Source organism: Aquimarina sp. AU474 (assembly GCF_900312815.1).
Taxonomy (GTDB): Bacteria; Bacteroidota; Bacteroidia; order Flavobacteriales; family Flavobacteriaceae; genus Aquimarina.
On the sequence record NZ_OMPE01000008.1, the window covers coordinates 322,208 to 338,482 of the forward strand.

The following is a 16,275-nucleotide window of genomic DNA, read 5'->3' on the forward strand; positions in this document are numbered from 1 at the left end:
TTAATAAGTTAATGTTTTTACTTTATAATTATGAACCACAACGCCCACCATTGGCCCATCTTCCATTAGTTCCTAAAGTATATAGATAACCATTATACGTTACTTTGCTTCCTGCGGTATAACTTCTTCTACTGTCATATTCAGAAACATCCGTACAAATATCGGCACTTGCAGGAGTATCTGTACACTCAGCAATTCTGTTCCAACGTGTAAAATCTCTTTCGTATAAGAATCCTCTATATGTTACTTTATCACCAACAGAGTAGGATCTTCCTCTTACCCATTCTTCGATACCTTGACAAGGGTTAGTATCAGGAGTCCCGCCCGTATCTGATGAATACGCATTATTTGTTCCTTCTATATCAAGAGCAGAAATAGCTGCTTGTCTTCTAGGTAATACGTTTCCGTTTAAATCTGTAATTGTAGGCTGGCCATTTTTACTGAATGTGTAACTACCATACATCATAGTTGAGTTAATATCAAAATCTCTGGTAATCAGGGTAGCAGAATTACTTTTGTAAAATTGGTCCTCTGCACCATTTTGAATATTTTCAAAATTGATAATGACATGATTATCTCTGTCTGATCGATTTTGCTCATGTATATATCCAAGTGTATGTCCTATTTCATGAATAATTACTACCGCCGTGGTACGTGTACCTAATCGTATAAATCCTCTAGATCCATTCATTCCTAGAGTGGCGACTCCACAGTTACAATTATCACCATTACTGCTTATGGTAACATAATTAGATTCATTAGTACGTTCTTTAAACCGTACATTGGTTTTACTTGACCACTCGTCCATAGATTTTTGAAGTTCGCTACGTACAGAATTACTTAAACCTTGGGTAACATAGACTATGGTATTGTTAGTCCATTTCCTTACACCGCCGGCTAATCCGAGTTTTTCGTTGATTCCTTCGTCTGGTGCTGCATCAAGATCCGGAGCAATTTTTGTATCGGTTAATTGATCTTCAAATAATCGGGCATCGGTTCCTTGAAGGCTATATGTACCATCATTTTCTTTTTTTACAAGAACACGTTCACCCAAGAAGTATTTTTCAATTAATTCTTGTTCTTGACCTGTGGTATCGGTTTCTTGATCAAAGTTTTCGTTTTTTTCACATGAAGCAAAAGACAAAGCTATAGCTAATATGCTAACTTTTAGTCCTTTTAATGCTGTTTTAATTTTCATTGAGTTTAGTTTAAATTTAAAAAAATAGTGAATTTGTGCACGTGTTATTAACTAGTATAAATCGATGAATAGTGTTTAAGAAGGCGTTAAAAAAACCGTTAAAGTTTCTTAAAATTTAAAAATAAACAAGTATAGATTGAACAAAAAAACCTGTATCAGACAGATACAGGTTGAAGGAATTAATAGCGTTTTTAATCAGGAAATCCAGTCTTTGGCTATAGCTTTTTTTGAAAACCAAACTAAAAATAATGCTACAATAATTATTAATAAAGGCATCATTATTCTTGGACCCGATAGAGAAACATAATCTTGTAAAAAGAAATTATATATAGCTTGTGCTAACACAGCTATAAGTGATACCAAAAATAGGAGGTAGGCCCATTTTTTCTTTAAGATTAATCCAATACATGCCAATGTACCACCAAATACGGCAATTGCAAATACTCCAGTTACCCAGGCTGGCATATTGTTATAAAAATTTTGATCTCCTTCGGGCATCGCGGCTAGGGCTTCTTCGGTCATATATGCTTGAGCTATATATGCTAGTACGCCTATAATATTCCAAATAAATGCTACAATACTAACGACCCAGTACCATGCAGGGAGTTTGTTTGTGTTTTCCATATGATGTTGATTATTAAGTTGTTTTGAATAAACAATGTAACTAGAAACGGTTTAAATTGCAAATACTAAATAGGCGTCATGATAGTTAAAACCGCTGTTACTTGGTCTATTTCCGAATTTATTATTCATATTTGTATCCCTAGTAAAACCAAAACTTACAGAAGATATTTATTTATGAATGTAGAAGATGTAGTAAAAAGTTATGATCTTGATATTGGTAAAGTAATTTTTTATAAAAACTATTTAGTGATTGAAGTGGCCGAAGGGATTTCTTTTAACCATGAAAAAGCAACAAAACTGTCCGTATTAACAAATTTGCATTTCGGAGATCTTCCATTTGGTTATATATCACATCGTGTAAACTCATATTCATTAGAAGCTACAGATTATATGAGGATAAAAGAGGTTTTTCCGAATCTTACAGCTTTTGCTGTTGTTGTATATAATAAGTTTCAAGAAACTAGTGTACGTATAGAAAATATGTTTTTTGAAGATGGTATTATGACTTTTGATAATCTAGATTATGCAAAGGCTTGGATAGCGGAAAAACTTGCTTAGTTTTAAAAAATAGAATATTTTGTACCTATGGAAAAGATCATTCACTATTTTGAAACAATACCATCATCACATCGAAGTCTAATTTTGGTAGGAGGAATAGCTTTTTTTTGGATCATAGAATATGCCATTCCCTTATTTAGATTTAACTATAAAAAAATTAAGCACGCTTGGCCTAATATTTTCTTCACATTAACTACTATAATTGTTAATTTTATTCTTGCCTTTCTTTTATTAAAAACTAGCGATTGGTCGGTTAATAATGGTTTTGGAGTATTACAATGGTTAGATTTACCCCTTTGGGCTACTATTTTGATAGGAGTGGCGTTAATGGATTTAATCGGAGCTTGGTTGGCTCATTATGTACAACATATGATTAAACCGTTATGGATGTTTCATTTAATTCACCATACAGATAATCATGTGGATACAACAACGGCAAACAGGCATCACCCAGGTGAAAGTATAATACGCTTTTTGTTTACGATTTTGGCTGTATTTGTAGTAGGAGCACCCGTCGGTATTATCATGTTATATCAGTCCCTATCTGTGATTTTATCTCAATTTAATCATGCAAATATATCTCTACCTAAAAAATTGGATGATATTATCAGTTTGTTGATTGTTTCTCCAGATATGCACAAAGTACACCATCACTATGTATTGCCATATACAGATACAAATTATGGAAATATATTTTCTATATGGGATAGAATGTTTGGTACTTTTGCAAAAATTAGGAATGAAGATTTAATATATGGAGTAGATACTTACCCAGATGTTGATTCTAATGCAAAAATTACGAAATTACTTAAACTCCCTTTTGATGGATATAGAGCTCCCGAAGGATCAAAGTTTGAAAAAGAAACACCCTAAATTCATAATTAATGGGATAAAAAAATAAAGCTGAATATACCTTTAAAGTAATATTCAGCTTATAATTAAATAATTCGTCTTATTAATAAGTATAGCACTTAATTTTTTTATGCATAATGTACTCATGACTGTAAATGTTTAGTGAATGATCCAAAAACGCACTAGGTTTTTGTACAGCCACATTTATTTTTTTTCTAAGATTCTTTAATGACTTCATGATTAGTGTTTTTATGATTGATAAATAAGGTGTAACTACCTATAACGTCTTCTAGTATTCCAGATAAATCCTTTTGTAGTCGATAATTTTTTACTGATTTGATTGTTGTCTAAAGTTCTCATGTTGTTGATTTTTTAATTAATTATTTGATTAGATTATCTATAGCGTCTTTTGGTATTCCAGATATATCCTTTGGATGTTATTAATTTTTTACTGATTTGGTTACTGTCTAAAGTTCTCATGTTGTTGATTTTTTAATTATTGTTTTTACTCTTTTTGATTATCTATAACGTCTTTTAGCGTTCCAGATATTTCCAATTGTTGCTTGTGGTTTTTTACTAATTTGATTTTTCATTTTTATATGTTTTTAAATTGTTATATACCTACAAGACGTACTTAATTCAAATTCGTTACAGTACTATGTATAAAAAGGTACTATTTTAACTAAAATTAACATTTGATACGCCTAAAAATTGAGGTTAACCTATGATTTTCAATTAATTTTAGAAACATTATGTCGAAAAAAAGTAAAAACCTAACTTAATAAAGAGAGCCAAAAACACAAACTTTTCATAAAATGAAAGTACGCTATTCATTTAAGGAGTATTTTGAATATCAATATGTAATATTCCAAAAAGAAAATGAGATGAAGTATCGATGTAGATTATTAGCCTTTTCGTTTGTAATGATTTCTTTTCAGATTATACAGGCTCAATACAAAGAAAACGATTGGAAGAGTAGAGATACTTGGATGGATGTATCTAAAATATTCGACCTTGCCGAAATTGAAGAAGGAAATAATGTGGCAGATGTGGGTTGTCATGAGGGCTATCTCTCTATACACCTGTCTAAAAAAGTTGGAAAACAAGGAAAAGTATATGCTGTCGATGTACGAAAAGATAGACTTGATATATTACAAGAGCATTTAAAAAATAGAGCATTATCTAATGTCGACGTTATATTAGGAGATTATGATAATCCTAAATTGCCATTACAAACATTAGATGTTGTTGTGGTAATGGATACTTATCATGAAATGGAAAGGTATATGATCATTTTAGAACATATTAAAAAGTCTTTAAAGCCTGGTGGTAAAATTGTAATTATTGAAAAGTTTAAAAAACACATGCTCAACAAAAGTAGAGAAGAGCAGGTAGGTGCACATACATTATCCTTAGGTTTTGTGAAATCTGAATTAGAAGAAGCCGGTTTTTTAATTAGTACAGAAATAAAGGATTTTGGAAATTGGAAAAACGAATCCGATAAAAGAATATGGGTCCTAGTAGGAGTAAAATCGAATAAAGAATAAACGTATTAAACTTCCATCTTATATCCTACACCATGTATGTTCACAATTTTTACTGTAGCATCATAATGTAATTTTTTTCTCAATTTTGAAATAAACATATCTAAACTTCTACCTACAACCACACCATGATCTTCCCAAACCATTTTTAGTAACTCTTCACGTTTTATGATTTGATTTGGACTTTGGCTAAAAATTTTGAGTAATTCTGATTCTTTAACCGTAAGGTCAATTTTATGATCTCCTCGTTTTACCAGTTGTTGTTCTGGGTAAAAAATGGAGTTACCAATTTTTACACTTTTATCTGATTGATCTGGTAAGTGCCTTTTTATGATTTGATATTTAACTAATAAAACACCAGTAGTTAAAATAAATAAAATTAAAAGTGTCGAAATCAAATAAGTTGTACCGGGAATACTAGAAGTTGAAATAGTGGCATTGTTAATTGTAGATTTGACAATTGAGGTGGGAGGTAAGGAAGAGTTTTCTGTAGAAATAAAGATGATACGTATGGTATAACAAGAGTTTGAAAGCTTTCTCCCTCCGCAAGAAACTAAATTGTTTTCTAGAGCTCCTTTACTTTGATAGCTATAAACTACTTCTTGCATACGACAATCTAATACCTCGGTGATATAGTCTGAGATTATTTCTGAACGTATAAATGCTGTTTTGGTAGCACTAATTAGAATTTCTGGACTTATAGATAAGTCGTACTGAAAGGATAATTCGAATTCATTGTCTTTCAGTTTTTTCACTGGCATGACCAAAGAAGTAGAATCGTTATTATCCAAGAGCAAACTATTTCCAATTTCTCGTACAGCAATCTTTATCTTTTCTAGTTGATATGCAGGTTTAATTTCTTGGGCATAACTTTTAAATAGCCCAACGCATAAAATCGATAAAAGGGGTAACATTTTGATAATTATACTTTTAAAACTTGTATACGATTTCAATTCTTAAGGTTTTACAATTCGATTACACTTTTTTACAATTGATTTATAAGGTTAGGTTGGTGATGACTCTATATTTAAAATACAATTGTAATTACCAAACAAAGTATAACAAAAAAGCTAAAAAATCATAAAAACCTTATGAAGAATTTTAAAATTATGAATAGTCTTATTTTATTGTGTATAATCTCATTATCATGCGCGCAGCATACTAAGAATGATAAATTTACTGTCACTACTTCTGGATTGCAATATAAAATTGTAAAACAAGGAAATGGATCTGGTATACATAAAGGACAAGAAATCTTAATTCATCAAACTACAAAGTACAGAGATAGTTCTGTTGTGTTTTCATCTAATAAACAGATAAAACCAATTAAGATTTTGATAGATGAACAAGAGACTCAAGGCTTAAATGAGGGACTTATAGGAATGAAAATAGGAGAAATTCGTAAACTAATTGTACCTCCCTCTCTATATATAAAATCAGAAGAAGTTACTTTCTCTCATCCAGATTCTATATTAATACATGAAATTAAACTTGTTGATATAGTAACAGAAACAAGTACTCATTCTAAACAAGGAGAAGCAAGAACAATAGATGTAGAAAAAAGCTATATAGAATGGACTGGTTATGATGCTTTTAAGTTCAATAATCATTTTGGAAGAATAAGTTTTAAAAGTGGTAAGTGGTTACTCGAAGATGACATTATTAATGGCGGACAATTTGTTGTAGATATGAATACAATCATTAATACTGATGGAGAATATAGTCCTTCTCTTATTGATCATTTGAAGGATGAAGATTTTTTTGAAACAAACGTTTATCCCATATCAAAATTAGAAATTACCAAAATGGATTATACGAATCATCCAAACGTAAAAGTAGAGGCAAACCTTACTATAAAAGGTATTACGCAGCCTATCCAATTTGATGGTATATTTACTATTAGTGATCAACAGACTATTTTTACATCAAAATTTGTGATCGATCGTACTCGATGGAATGTAATGTATAAATCTGGTAGTATTTATAAAGATTTAGGAGATAAAGCTCTTTCTGATGATATTGACTTTAATGTTGTAATTTACCTACAATAGTTCTATTATATTTTAGATGATTTCGCCACTATGAACTGGAGTTAATTCTTTTGCTTCCTGATCGTTATATATTCTTGATTTGATTATAAATCGTATACCCATAGGAATCTCAAGAGAAAAACTAGCCCCACGACCCTTTACAATATCTACCGTGAGTTGTGTGTGTTTCCAATATTCGAATTGATCATGAGACATATAAAAATCACATTCATGGATAGTGCCTAACCAAATATCGGTTTCATTAATCATTAATTCACCCTTTTCAAAGCACATCGGGGAGGAGCCATCACAGCATCCTCCGCTTTGATGAAACATCAACTCCCCGTGTTCTTTTTTAAGGGTATCAATTACAGCAGCAGCTGCATCTGTTATTTTTACCCGTTGTACCATAATAATATATTAGAAGAATCCCATTGCTTTTTTATCATATGAGATAAGCATGTTTTTGGTTTGGCGATAATGGTTAAGCATCATTTTATGATTTTCTCTACCAATACCTGATTTTTTGTATCCTCCAAAAGGAGCATGAGCTGGATAATTATGATAACAATTCACCCAAACGCGACCTGCTTGTACTGCTCTCGATATTTGGTATGCTTGATGCATATCACGTGTCCATACTCCGGCACCCAAACCGTAAAGGGTGTCATTTGCAATCTCTATAGCTTCGGCTTCATTTTTAAATGTAGTTACACACGCTACAGGACCAAAAATTTCTTCCTGGAAAACACGCATTTTATTATTGCCTTTCAATAATGTTGGTTGGATATAATAGCCTTTTTCTAAGCCTTCAATGTACGCTTCTTCACCACCAGTTAGCACTTCACATCCTTCGTCTTTTCCTATGCTAATGTAGTTCAACACTTTTTCGAATTGATCATTAGAGGCTTGTGCTCCCATCATTGTCTGGGGATCTAAAGGGTGACCTAATTTTATAGCTTCGGTACGTTCAATCACGCGCTCTATAAATTTGTCGTATATACTTTCTTGTATTAAAATTCTTGAAGGACATGTACATACCTCCCCTTGATTAAGAGCAAACATTACTGCGCCTTCTATTGCTTTGTCAAAAAAGTCATCATCGGCTTCCATAATACTTTCAAAGAAAATATTTGGAGATTTTCCACCCAACTCAAGAGTAACTGGGGTTATATTTTTAGACGCATATTGCATAATAAGTTGCCCGGTCGTAGTCTCTCCAGTAAAAGCAACCTTATTTACTCTAGGGCTAGATGCTAGTGGTTTACCAGCCTCTGCTCCAAAACCATTTACAACATTTAATACACCATCTGGAAGAATACCTTCTATAAGTTCCATTAAGATCATTATTCCAACCGGAGTTTGCTCAGCTGGTTTTAGAATCACGCAATTTCCGGCTGCAAGAGCGGGTGCAATTTTCCAAGTAGCCATTAATAGAGGGAAATTCCAAGGGATGATTTGCCCTACAACACCTAATGGTTCTTGAAGATTGAGTGACACTGTATCTGCGTCTAATTCACTAACAGAACCTTCTTCGGCTCTAATAACTCCGGCAAAATATCTAAAGTGATCTATAGCCAAAGGCAAATCTGCAGCTAAGGTTTCGCGTAGAGTCTTTCCGTTATCCCAGGTTTCCGAACGTGCTAGTAGTTCAAGATTATCTTCAATAACATTCGCTATTTTTAATAAACAATTACTACGGTAGGTAGCCGAAGAGTTGTTCCATTTTGGTGCAGCTTTCCAGGCAGCATCAATTGCCAATTCAACATCTTCAGCAGTTGATCTGGCTATCTTTGTAAAACTTGTTCCATCTACAGGTGAGATGTTTTCGAAGTATTGGCCTTTTATTGGTACGGTCCATTCGCCACCAATATAATTTTCATATTGAGCTTTAAAACTTGGTTTGTTTACACTACTTTTTGGAGATGCTTGTGAGATACTCATAATTTTAGGAATTAAAAGTTAATAAGAGATAAAATGCATGTGATTTGTTGTAAGATGTAACTTGCTGACAAGAAGAGATCTAGGGTTAAATATACGTTAATTTATTCTATTTTTAGCCGTGTTTGTTGTTAATATTATTATCAATTTTGATAACGATAATATGATCTTAAATTTGATGAAAAAGATGTTATTTCCTGTATGTTATAAATGGTTTTATCTGTTAAAAGAATCATATTATTTTGCAAGTATTTGATATATCAAATATATTTGTATCAAATATAGAATATGAATATTGAAAATCCATCACAGGTGGTCTTTTATAGAATAGAGAGAGCAATAAAGGAGTATCGGAAATTTGCTCAAAAAAAGATTTCTGAAACGATAGATGATATTACTGTTGATCAAGGACTGATATTATTGTTTTTAAATGATTATCCAGAATTATCTCAAAAAGAAATAGCAGCACTGGTATTTAAGGATAACGCTTCTATGACTAGAATGATAGACTTGATGGTTAAAAAAGAATATTTAATACGATCTACCCATAGTAAAGATCGAAGAAGACATACTATAGAAATTACGGGTAAGGGAAAGGAAATACTTAAAAAATTACCGCCAGTGATTCTCGAAAATAGAAATACTGCTTTAAAAGAAATTACACATGAAGAACTACTACAATTAGAACAAACTTTAAATAAGATAATTCAAAATTGTACAACTCATTAATCAAAATCACCTAATACTACTTATGACATGAGAAAGATCATCATATTCATAAAGTTTACTATTATTATAGTTACTTTTTTAATTCAATCAATCAATTACGGACAATCATCATATACTACAACCATTAATCAGGTTAAAGAGCTTTTAGAAAAAAATTATATTTTTTTGGATAAAGCAAAAGAAACGAATGCACATCTGGATAAGCTGGTACAAAACGGGGCTTTTGATAATACAACTCCAAATGATTTCGCAACATTACTAACAAAAGAACTGCGTAAAATCACTAAGGATAAACATCTTAGGTTTTCATATACAAAATCAAGACAAGTTTCAAAAAAATCTAAAATAGAATTTACCGAGAATTTTGGAAGGTATAGAACTCCTATGCTTAGAGGGTTTCAGCTTATGGATGATAATATTGGATATATAGACCTTGCTTTTTTTGGTGGCTCACCACAGCATAGAGCCAAAATAGATTTAGTGATGAAAGAAATGGGAGTAGCAGATGCAATAATTATTGACATGAGAAGAAACGGCGGCGGCAGTCCTGATACGGTAAATTACTTATCCAGCTATTTTTTTGATGAGAAACTATTATTAAATACGATCTATGCACGTGTACATGATCATACCGAAGAAATGTGGGTTGCAGATGTAAATGGTAATAAAAGACCCGAAGTTCCGGTTTATATTCTTACAAGCGAAAAAACCTTCTCTGGTGCTGAAGATTTTTCGTATACAATGCAAAGTAGAGAAAGAGCTATTATAATCGGAGAGGTTACAGGAGGAGGAGCTCACCCCACAAGATATCATCAGATAGAGAATAGCGATTTTGGAATTAGTATTCCTTTTGCTCGAACAGTCAATACAATAACTAAAACTAATTGGGAAGGAACGGGAGTACAACCAGATATAAAAATGTCTGCTGATCTTGCTTTGGATAAAGCAAAAGAACTGTCAAAAACTTCGGGGAAAAATTATAGTAATGCTTTGTATAAGCCATTAGAAAAAGCAATAAATGAGATAACAGATAAAAACATCTCCAATAATAACCATACTGATGTTCTTGCTAATCTAAAAACGCTGTTAAAAGTAAATATGCTTGATGAGGGAGAAATTAATAATTTAGGATATTCTTATTTACAAAATGCAAAGAATCATGTTGCTATTGTTCTTTTTAAAGCCAACACATTATTGTTTCCCGAATCTGCCAATGTATACGATAGTTACGCAGAGGCTCTTGCCAGAAATAATAATAAAGAACTAGCTCTTGCAAATTATAAAAAAGCAGTAGCAACTGCAACAAAACATAAGGATGCACAATTAGAGATTTTTGAAAACAATTTAAAGAAATTTGAAACCCAAAATTAACCTATAATAAGGCTAGGCGATGCTTTTTAGTTCTTGTTTTAAAACCAAATCCCATACGGATTTGGTTTTTTTGTTTTTAAAGACGTTATGTGATTTTACATTTCTTATTTTTATCATAAATACGAGTCATGGTACAAATAGATTTACGCGATAAAACAGTACTTCTAACTGGAGCTTCTGATGGGATAGGGAAGGCTACAGCTAAGTTTCTTATGAAAATGGGAGCAAAGGTTGCTGTGCATTACAATACGAATAAAGAATCGGCCGATACCCTTGTACAAAACTATAAGGAAACGAGGTCAAGGGCTTTTAAAGCAAATTTGTCTATCGAAAATGAAGTGTACACCATGTTTGAAGAGGTAGAAAAAGCTTTCGGAAAAATTGATTGCGTTATTTTAAATGCAGGTGTTTTTATGCAACATCCAATAGCTAATACTACTGCTGATTGGTTTTCTACATGGAAAAGAACCATAGATATTAATCTAAATTCAACTGGATTACTTACCAAATTAGGAATTGATCATTTTATGACTCATACAGGCGGAAGGTTTATTTATGTAGGTAGTAGAGCAGTTTTTAGGGGAGAAACCGAAGAATATTTGGGTTATGCCGCATCAAAAGGAGGAATGGTTTCATTAGCAAGAAGTGTAGCACGTTCTTTTGGTAAACACAATATTAAGTCTTTTATTTTATCTCCTGGATTTACGCGCACACAAATGGCAGAGAGTTTCATTAAAGATCATGGCGAAGAAAAAATACTTAACGAAATAGCACTTAATGAACTAACAAAACCAGAAGATCTGACATCTATTATTGCGCTAATGTGTAGCGGTCATATGGATCATGCTACCGGAGCCACTATAGATATGAACGCCGGTAGTCATATACGATAACTATTAATAGTAGTATAAACGGTGCAGTAGTTTTACCACCAATTTTTTCTAAATATTGATTTTCTATTTTCCCAAATACTTCGATTTTGCATTCGAATAAATTCAGGAGTATAATCTTCTATTTTTAATAACTCAATACCAAATTGCGAAAACCCTGGAATAAGTAATGGATTCACTTGAAAATGCCACCATTCTGAACTTAAATACTGTTTATTACTAGATCTTAGGTATCCTCTTCTGGGAGGTATGGGATGAAACCCATATTTATCGGCTATTGTAGTGAAATCAATAAATCGATCTTTAATCTTCATTTTTTTATCCTTACCAGAACCCCAACTATCCCAGTATGTTGCTTCAATCTCAATCAAATCTCCGCCACTGGCTCTACAATACACTTGCCAATAACTAGTGCTAGAATTACTTTTGTTCTTTACCATTACAAAAGGATCTGTTTTTGGAGAAAAGAATCCAGAATTTATAGAAAGATCCATGGCAAGACCAGCATAATGCATAGATTTTGCTGATCTATGCTGATTAACACCGGCATGTAAAGAACGTTTACCACCACTACTAGTAATTTTACCACCTAGACTTACAATTTCTTGTCTCAGTAAATTATATTGTCGAGCGGCATCTTCGCGTAAAATGAAATTATTAAAACCTTCAATCCCGTTAATTTTATCAGCTTCACAACGAACCCAGTTCATTTTTTGAGTACTGGTAACAAATGGAAACTGAAGTTCCCATAATGTTTCGGGCCCTATAATACCATCTGTAAAGATATCTGCTTTTTCCTGAAATTCGAAAATTTGATTTTTTATATTTCTATTGGTTACTGTTTCATCCTGTTCAATAGTTTTATGAAATAATAAATGTGTTTGAACAGCTTTCAAGAATTGATCATCGTAAGCCATAATGCAATGTATTTTTTAAGTTGGTTATATTATATATTGTTAAAATGAAATCACACACATTTGATAATCAATAAGATTTTCAAAAAGATATGCTTTAGGAGGGGTGAAATATGTTTCTAAGATACGTATTTTACTTAAATAATATGAAGATGAAAATAAAAATTGTATTGATTTTTTGAATAGTTGTCAAGAGAGGTTTATTGTTATTTGTTTTATTACCAGTATTTTAAGTTGATGTTTTTTATTCTAAAGAATTATAGTACCTTTAAATAACTAAATATTTACACAATTTTAAAACCTAATCATTAACTCAATTTAATTTACTCTTAAAACCATGAAAAAAAGTACAATCCTGATACTTTTGGCATTCGCCATAAGTATCCCCGTATTTGCACAACAAAGTGCAAAAGAACTAGCCAACACCTATCTTAACCTTAAAGGAGAAGTGATTTTTGATTTTGTCGTAAATGATAAATCATCATTGAGTACCATTACAAAAGAACTGTCTATTGTTCATTTTGATGAGCAAACCAATATCGTTAAGGTAATGGCAAATGCGACACAATTTTCTTCTTTTTTACAAAAGAAAATAACGTTTAATGTTCATCCCAAAGATAATGTGATTGGGTATAGAACGATGACATCTGATCTTACAGGTAAGTCGCCAGGCTTTCCACTAACTGCTTATCCAACATATTCGGATTATGTGGATATGATGAGTGGTTTTGCAAGTAGTAATCCAACATTATGTAAAGTTGAAGATATAGGAGCTACCACAGAGGGAGATAAATCTTTACTATTTGTGAAACTATCAGACAACGTTAATGCAAATGAACAAGAACCCCGAGTTATGTATACGTCATCTATGCACGGAGATGAAATAGCAGGATATCCTATGATGCTTAATCTAATTGATTTTTTATTAGAAACTTATAATGATACAAGTCATCCTCGACATGCAGAAATCAAAAATTTATTAGATAATAATGAAGTGTGGATAAACCCATTAGCCAATCCTGATGGTACTTTTAGAAATAGCCCAGGAAACACATCTGTAGCCAATGCAACTCGAGGAAATGCAAATAATGTAGATTTAAATAGAAATTATCCCGATCCCGATGATGGCGCCAATCCTGATGGTAATGCTTATCAAACAGAGACTTTGGCTTTTATGAATTTTGCAAGTACAAAACATTTTGTATTATCAGCAAATTTTCATGGTGGTATCGAACTAATCAACTATCCGTGGGATACGTATGCAGGTGCACATCCAGATGAAGATTATTTTATTCATGTTTCTGAAGAGTATAGAGATCTATGCCAATCCAATAGTCCATCAGGGTATTTTGATGCCTTAAATAATGGAATCACAAATGGTTTTGCTTGGTATGAAGTACAAGGAGGAAGACAGGATTATCAGATTTATAATCACAAAGGAAGAGAAGTGACCGTAGAATTATCAGATGCCAAAACTCCAGCAGCAAATCAGTTGGTAAATTTTTGGAACTACAATCAGGATGCACTTATAGCTTTTCTTAAACAGGTAAACTATGGGATAAGAGGAGTAGTTACAGATGCAATAACTAATCAAGCAATACAAGCCAAGGTTACTATTGTTGGAAAAGAAAATTACGAATCATGGGTGCCTACAGAGTTACCCGAAGGAGATTATTATAGGCCCATAAAAGCTGGAACTTATAATATTATATACGAGGCTGAATGTTATGAAACGTTAACGTTAACAGGAATAAGTATTGCGGATTATGCTACAGTTATTCAAGATGTGCAGTTAACTCCAATAGGAGGAGTAGCTCCAGCAGGTTTGTCAGCTACAAATGTTCAATCATCATCAGCTACGATAAGCTGGCAAGGTACTTCTAGTGCAACATATGATGTACGCTATCGAGCGATAGGTAATACGAATTGGACTACGGTACCTTCTAACAATAATTCAATAAATATAACAGGTCTATCTGCAACTACAGATTATGAAGCTCAAGTAAGAAGTAATTGTGCAGGAGGATCAAGTTCCCCGTATAGTACTTCTGTAAACTTTACAACTACGGCAATACCAGCTTGTGCTGGAATTAATGCTTTTCCTTATGTAGAGAGTTTTGAATCTGGACTTGGCGCTTGGACCAATGCTACCGGAGATGATATTAATTGGACACGTGATTCGGGGGGTACACCTTCAAACACAACAGGACCATCAACAGGGCAAGATGGAGCTTTTTATTTGTTTACAGAAGCTTCTACTAGCGGTAACCCTCCGGGTAGCCCAAACAAAACAGCAATTCTTAACAGTCCATGTATCGATTTGTCGGCATTTGCAAGTGCATCATTAGAGTTTGGATATCATATGTACGGTGCCACCATGGGAAGTATGGAAGTATTAGTTAGTACAGATGATGGAACAACCTATACTTCGATCTGGTCAGAGAGTGGTAATAAAGGAAATTCTTGGAATCAAGGTTCTCTAGATATTTCGGCTTATAGTGGGTCAGTAGTTAAATTACAGTTTAAAGGTATCACGGGCTCCGGTTGGAGAAGTGATATGGCTATAGATAATATTAAAATAGAATCGTCAACTCCAGATAACGAAGCACCATCGGCTCCTACTAATCTTGTTACATCTAATATAACTTCATCGAGCATTACGCTTTCGTGGGAAGCATCAAGTGATAACATCGGGGTTGTGGGTTATGATGTATATCAAGGAACTAATTTGATTGATAGTACAACTGGTAGTGGTTTGATTAGTGTGGTATCTGGTTTAACGCCTAATACGGCGTACTCATTTACGGTAGTTGCAAAAGATGGAGCAGGTAATACATCTGCATCTAGTAATACCGCTAGCGCTACTACGCTTGAAGGGGATATTACCTATTGTGCTTCGCAAGGAAATAATATAAATTTTGAGTATATCGATTTAGTTGCTTTAGGAGGTGTGAGTAATCCAACTACAGCAACTTCGGGTTATAGTGATTTTACAAGCTTGGCAGCTGCTATTTTGCCATATGGAGCAAATACAATTACGTTAAGCGTCGGGTTTGCAAATACTTCATACACAGAATTTTGGGCTGTTTGGATCGATTATAATAAAAATGGAACTTTTGAATCTTCTGAGCAAATCGTTTCTGAATCTACATCAAGTAGCACGGATCAATCTTATAATTTTACTATACCAACATCAGCTTTGTCCGGAGAGACTAGAATGAGAGTATCTATGAAATATAATAGTGCTCCTACAGCCTGCGAAACGTTTACTTATGGAGAAGTTGAAGACTATACGGTTAATATTGGTGGTGTTGTTTCTGCCAAAGGAAACGATATAGCAAAGACAATTGCGTTGGATCAAATTTCACTATATCCAAATCCAGTATATGATAATTACTTGTACTTAAGTGGAATAAAAGGTGAAAATATTGAATATAGTATATCAAATTATATTGGTCAAACGGTGATGAAGGGTAGAATGATCGAGGATAATGTTAATGTATCTGGTTTGATTAAAGGAGTGTATATAATAGAAATAGTACGTAATCAAGAAACAAGATCCATACGATTTATTAAAATGTAGTAGAAACGAATCTATTTTAAGAAAAGGCTTCAATATCAATT

14 protein-coding genes are annotated in these 16,275 nt (G+C 32.9%); 8 read left to right on the plus strand and 6 right to left on the minus strand.

Annotated features, from left to right (window positions below; translation table 11 throughout):
- Positions 1–28: 28 nt before the first annotated feature.
- The gene (locus tag DK508_RS11245) at positions 29–1,198 is read right to left on the minus strand and encodes a M12 family metallopeptidase (RefSeq protein ID WP_109300859.1); all 1,170 of its coding nucleotides are present in this window, start codon (positions 1,196–1,198) and stop codon (positions 29–31) included.
- A 195-nt stretch (positions 1,199–1,393) separates the two neighbouring features.
- Entirely contained in the window at positions 1,394–1,822 is a 429-nt protein-coding gene (locus DK508_RS11250; protein WP_109300860.1) for a hypothetical protein, read from the minus strand.
- A gap of 78 nt (positions 1,823–1,900) precedes the next feature.
- Here DK508_RS11250 and DK508_RS11255 point away from each other — a divergent pair, with 78 nt between their 5' ends.
- The 3 genes from DK508_RS11255 (at position 1,901) to DK508_RS11265 (ending at position 4,779) form a co-directional block, all read left to right on the plus strand.
- Complete coding sequence (locus DK508_RS11255) at positions 1,901–2,380, plus strand: hypothetical protein (protein WP_109300861.1); 480 nt, start codon at positions 1,901–1,903, stop codon at positions 2,378–2,380.
- Positions 2,381–2,407: 27 nt separating this feature from the next.
- Entirely contained in the window at positions 2,408–3,253 is an 846-nt protein-coding gene (locus tag DK508_RS11260; RefSeq protein WP_109300862.1) for a sterol desaturase family protein, read from the plus strand.
- 794 nt (positions 3,254–4,047) lie between these two features.
- On the plus strand, positions 4,048–4,779 hold the full coding sequence (locus DK508_RS11265) for a class I SAM-dependent methyltransferase (protein ID WP_235016379.1): 732 nt from the start codon (positions 4,048–4,050) through the stop codon (positions 4,777–4,779).
- Between the two features lie 5 nt (positions 4,780–4,784).
- On the opposite strand, the gene DK508_RS11270 is transcribed toward DK508_RS11265, so the two are convergent.
- The gene (locus tag DK508_RS11270; protein ID WP_109300863.1) at positions 4,785–5,690 is read right to left on the minus strand and encodes a winged helix-turn-helix domain-containing protein; all 906 of its coding nucleotides are present in this window, start codon (positions 5,688–5,690) and stop codon (positions 4,785–4,787) included.
- A 177-nt stretch (positions 5,691–5,867) separates the two neighbouring features.
- Between DK508_RS11270 and DK508_RS11275 the strand changes: the two genes are divergently transcribed.
- Positions 5,868–6,827, plus strand: coding sequence for a YceI family protein (locus DK508_RS11275; protein WP_109300864.1), 960 nt, complete (start codon positions 5,868–5,870; stop codon positions 6,825–6,827).
- A 12-nt stretch (positions 6,828–6,839) separates the two neighbouring features.
- Here DK508_RS11275 and DK508_RS11280 read toward each other — a convergent pair whose 3' ends face one another.
- Entirely contained in the window at positions 6,840–7,217 is a 378-nt protein-coding gene (locus tag DK508_RS11280; RefSeq protein ID WP_109300865.1) for a DUF779 domain-containing protein, read from the minus strand.
- A 9-nt stretch (positions 7,218–7,226) separates the two neighbouring features.
- The gene (locus tag DK508_RS11285) at positions 7,227–8,750 is read right to left on the minus strand and encodes an aldehyde dehydrogenase family protein (RefSeq protein WP_109300866.1); all 1,524 of its coding nucleotides are present in this window, start codon (positions 8,748–8,750) and stop codon (positions 7,227–7,229) included.
- A gap of 285 nt (positions 8,751–9,035) precedes the next feature.
- Between DK508_RS11285 and DK508_RS11290 the strand changes: the two genes are divergently transcribed.
- The 3 genes from DK508_RS11290 to DK508_RS11300 all read left to right on the plus strand — a co-directional run bounded on the left by DK508_RS11290 (position 9,036) and on the right by DK508_RS11300 (position 11,740).
- Positions 9,036–9,476 carry a MarR family winged helix-turn-helix transcriptional regulator gene (locus DK508_RS11290; protein WP_109300867.1) on the plus strand — a complete coding sequence of 147 codons (441 nt, stop codon included), beginning with the start codon at positions 9,036–9,038 and terminating at the stop codon, positions 9,474–9,476.
- A gap of 27 nt (positions 9,477–9,503) precedes the next feature.
- Positions 9,504–10,847, plus strand: coding sequence for a S41 family peptidase (locus DK508_RS11295; protein ID WP_109300868.1), 1,344 nt, complete (start codon positions 9,504–9,506; stop codon positions 10,845–10,847).
- A gap of 128 nt (positions 10,848–10,975) precedes the next feature.
- Complete coding sequence (locus DK508_RS11300; RefSeq protein ID WP_235016381.1) at positions 10,976–11,740, plus strand: SDR family NAD(P)-dependent oxidoreductase; 765 nt, start codon at positions 10,976–10,978, stop codon at positions 11,738–11,740.
- Positions 11,741–11,772: 32 nt separating this feature from the next.
- Here DK508_RS11300 and DK508_RS11305 read toward each other — a convergent pair whose 3' ends face one another.
- Positions 11,773–12,654 (minus strand): hypothetical protein, encoded by an 882-nt coding sequence (locus DK508_RS11305; protein WP_109300869.1) that lies wholly within the window; start codon positions 12,652–12,654, stop codon positions 11,773–11,775.
- A 334-nt stretch (positions 12,655–12,988) separates the two neighbouring features.
- Here DK508_RS11305 and DK508_RS11310 point away from each other — a divergent pair, with 334 nt between their 5' ends.
- Positions 12,989–16,234: a M14 family zinc carboxypeptidase gene (locus tag DK508_RS11310; RefSeq protein WP_109300870.1), complete on the plus strand. Its 3,246-nt coding sequence runs from the start codon at positions 12,989–12,991 to the stop codon at positions 16,232–16,234.
- Positions 16,235–16,275 lie beyond the last annotated feature (41 nt).

Coding starts and splice junctions, on each gene's coding strand:
- DK508_RS11250 (WP_109300860.1), bottom strand. CDS start 1,822: ATGGAAAACACAAACAAACTCCCTGCATGGTACTGGGTCGTTAGTATT.
- DK508_RS11285 (WP_109300866.1), bottom strand. CDS start 8,750: ATGAGTATCTCACAAGCATCTCCAAAAAGTAGTGTAAACAAACCAAGT.
- DK508_RS11290 (WP_109300867.1), top strand. CDS start 9,036: ATGAATATTGAAAATCCATCACAGGTGGTCTTTTATAGAATAGAGAGA.
- DK508_RS11305 (WP_109300869.1), bottom strand. CDS start 12,654: ATGGCTTACGATGATCAATTCTTGAAAGCTGTTCAAACACATTTATTA.
- DK508_RS11295 (WP_109300868.1), top strand. CDS start 9,504: ATGAGAAAGATCATCATATTCATAAAGTTTACTATTATTATAGTTACT.
- DK508_RS11300 (WP_235016381.1), top strand. CDS start 10,976: ATGGTACAAATAGATTTACGCGATAAAACAGTACTTCTAACTGGAGCT.
- DK508_RS11260 (WP_109300862.1), top strand. CDS start 2,408: ATGGAAAAGATCATTCACTATTTTGAAACAATACCATCATCACATCGA.
- DK508_RS11270 (WP_109300863.1), bottom strand. CDS start 5,690: ATGTTACCCCTTTTATCGATTTTATGCGTTGGGCTATTTAAAAGTTAT.
- DK508_RS11310 (WP_109300870.1), top strand. CDS start 12,989: ATGAAAAAAAGTACAATCCTGATACTTTTGGCATTCGCCATAAGTATC.
- DK508_RS11280 (WP_109300865.1), bottom strand. CDS start 7,217: ATGGTACAACGGGTAAAAATAACAGATGCAGCTGCTGCTGTAATTGAT.
- DK508_RS11265 (WP_235016379.1), top strand. CDS start 4,048: ATGAAAGTACGCTATTCATTTAAGGAGTATTTTGAATATCAATATGTA.
- DK508_RS11245 (WP_109300859.1), bottom strand. CDS start 1,198: ATGAAAATTAAAACAGCATTAAAAGGACTAAAAGTTAGCATATTAGCT.
- DK508_RS11275 (WP_109300864.1), top strand. CDS start 5,868: ATGAAGAATTTTAAAATTATGAATAGTCTTATTTTATTGTGTATAATC.
- DK508_RS11255 (WP_109300861.1), top strand. CDS start 1,901: ATGATAGTTAAAACCGCTGTTACTTGGTCTATTTCCGAATTTATTATT.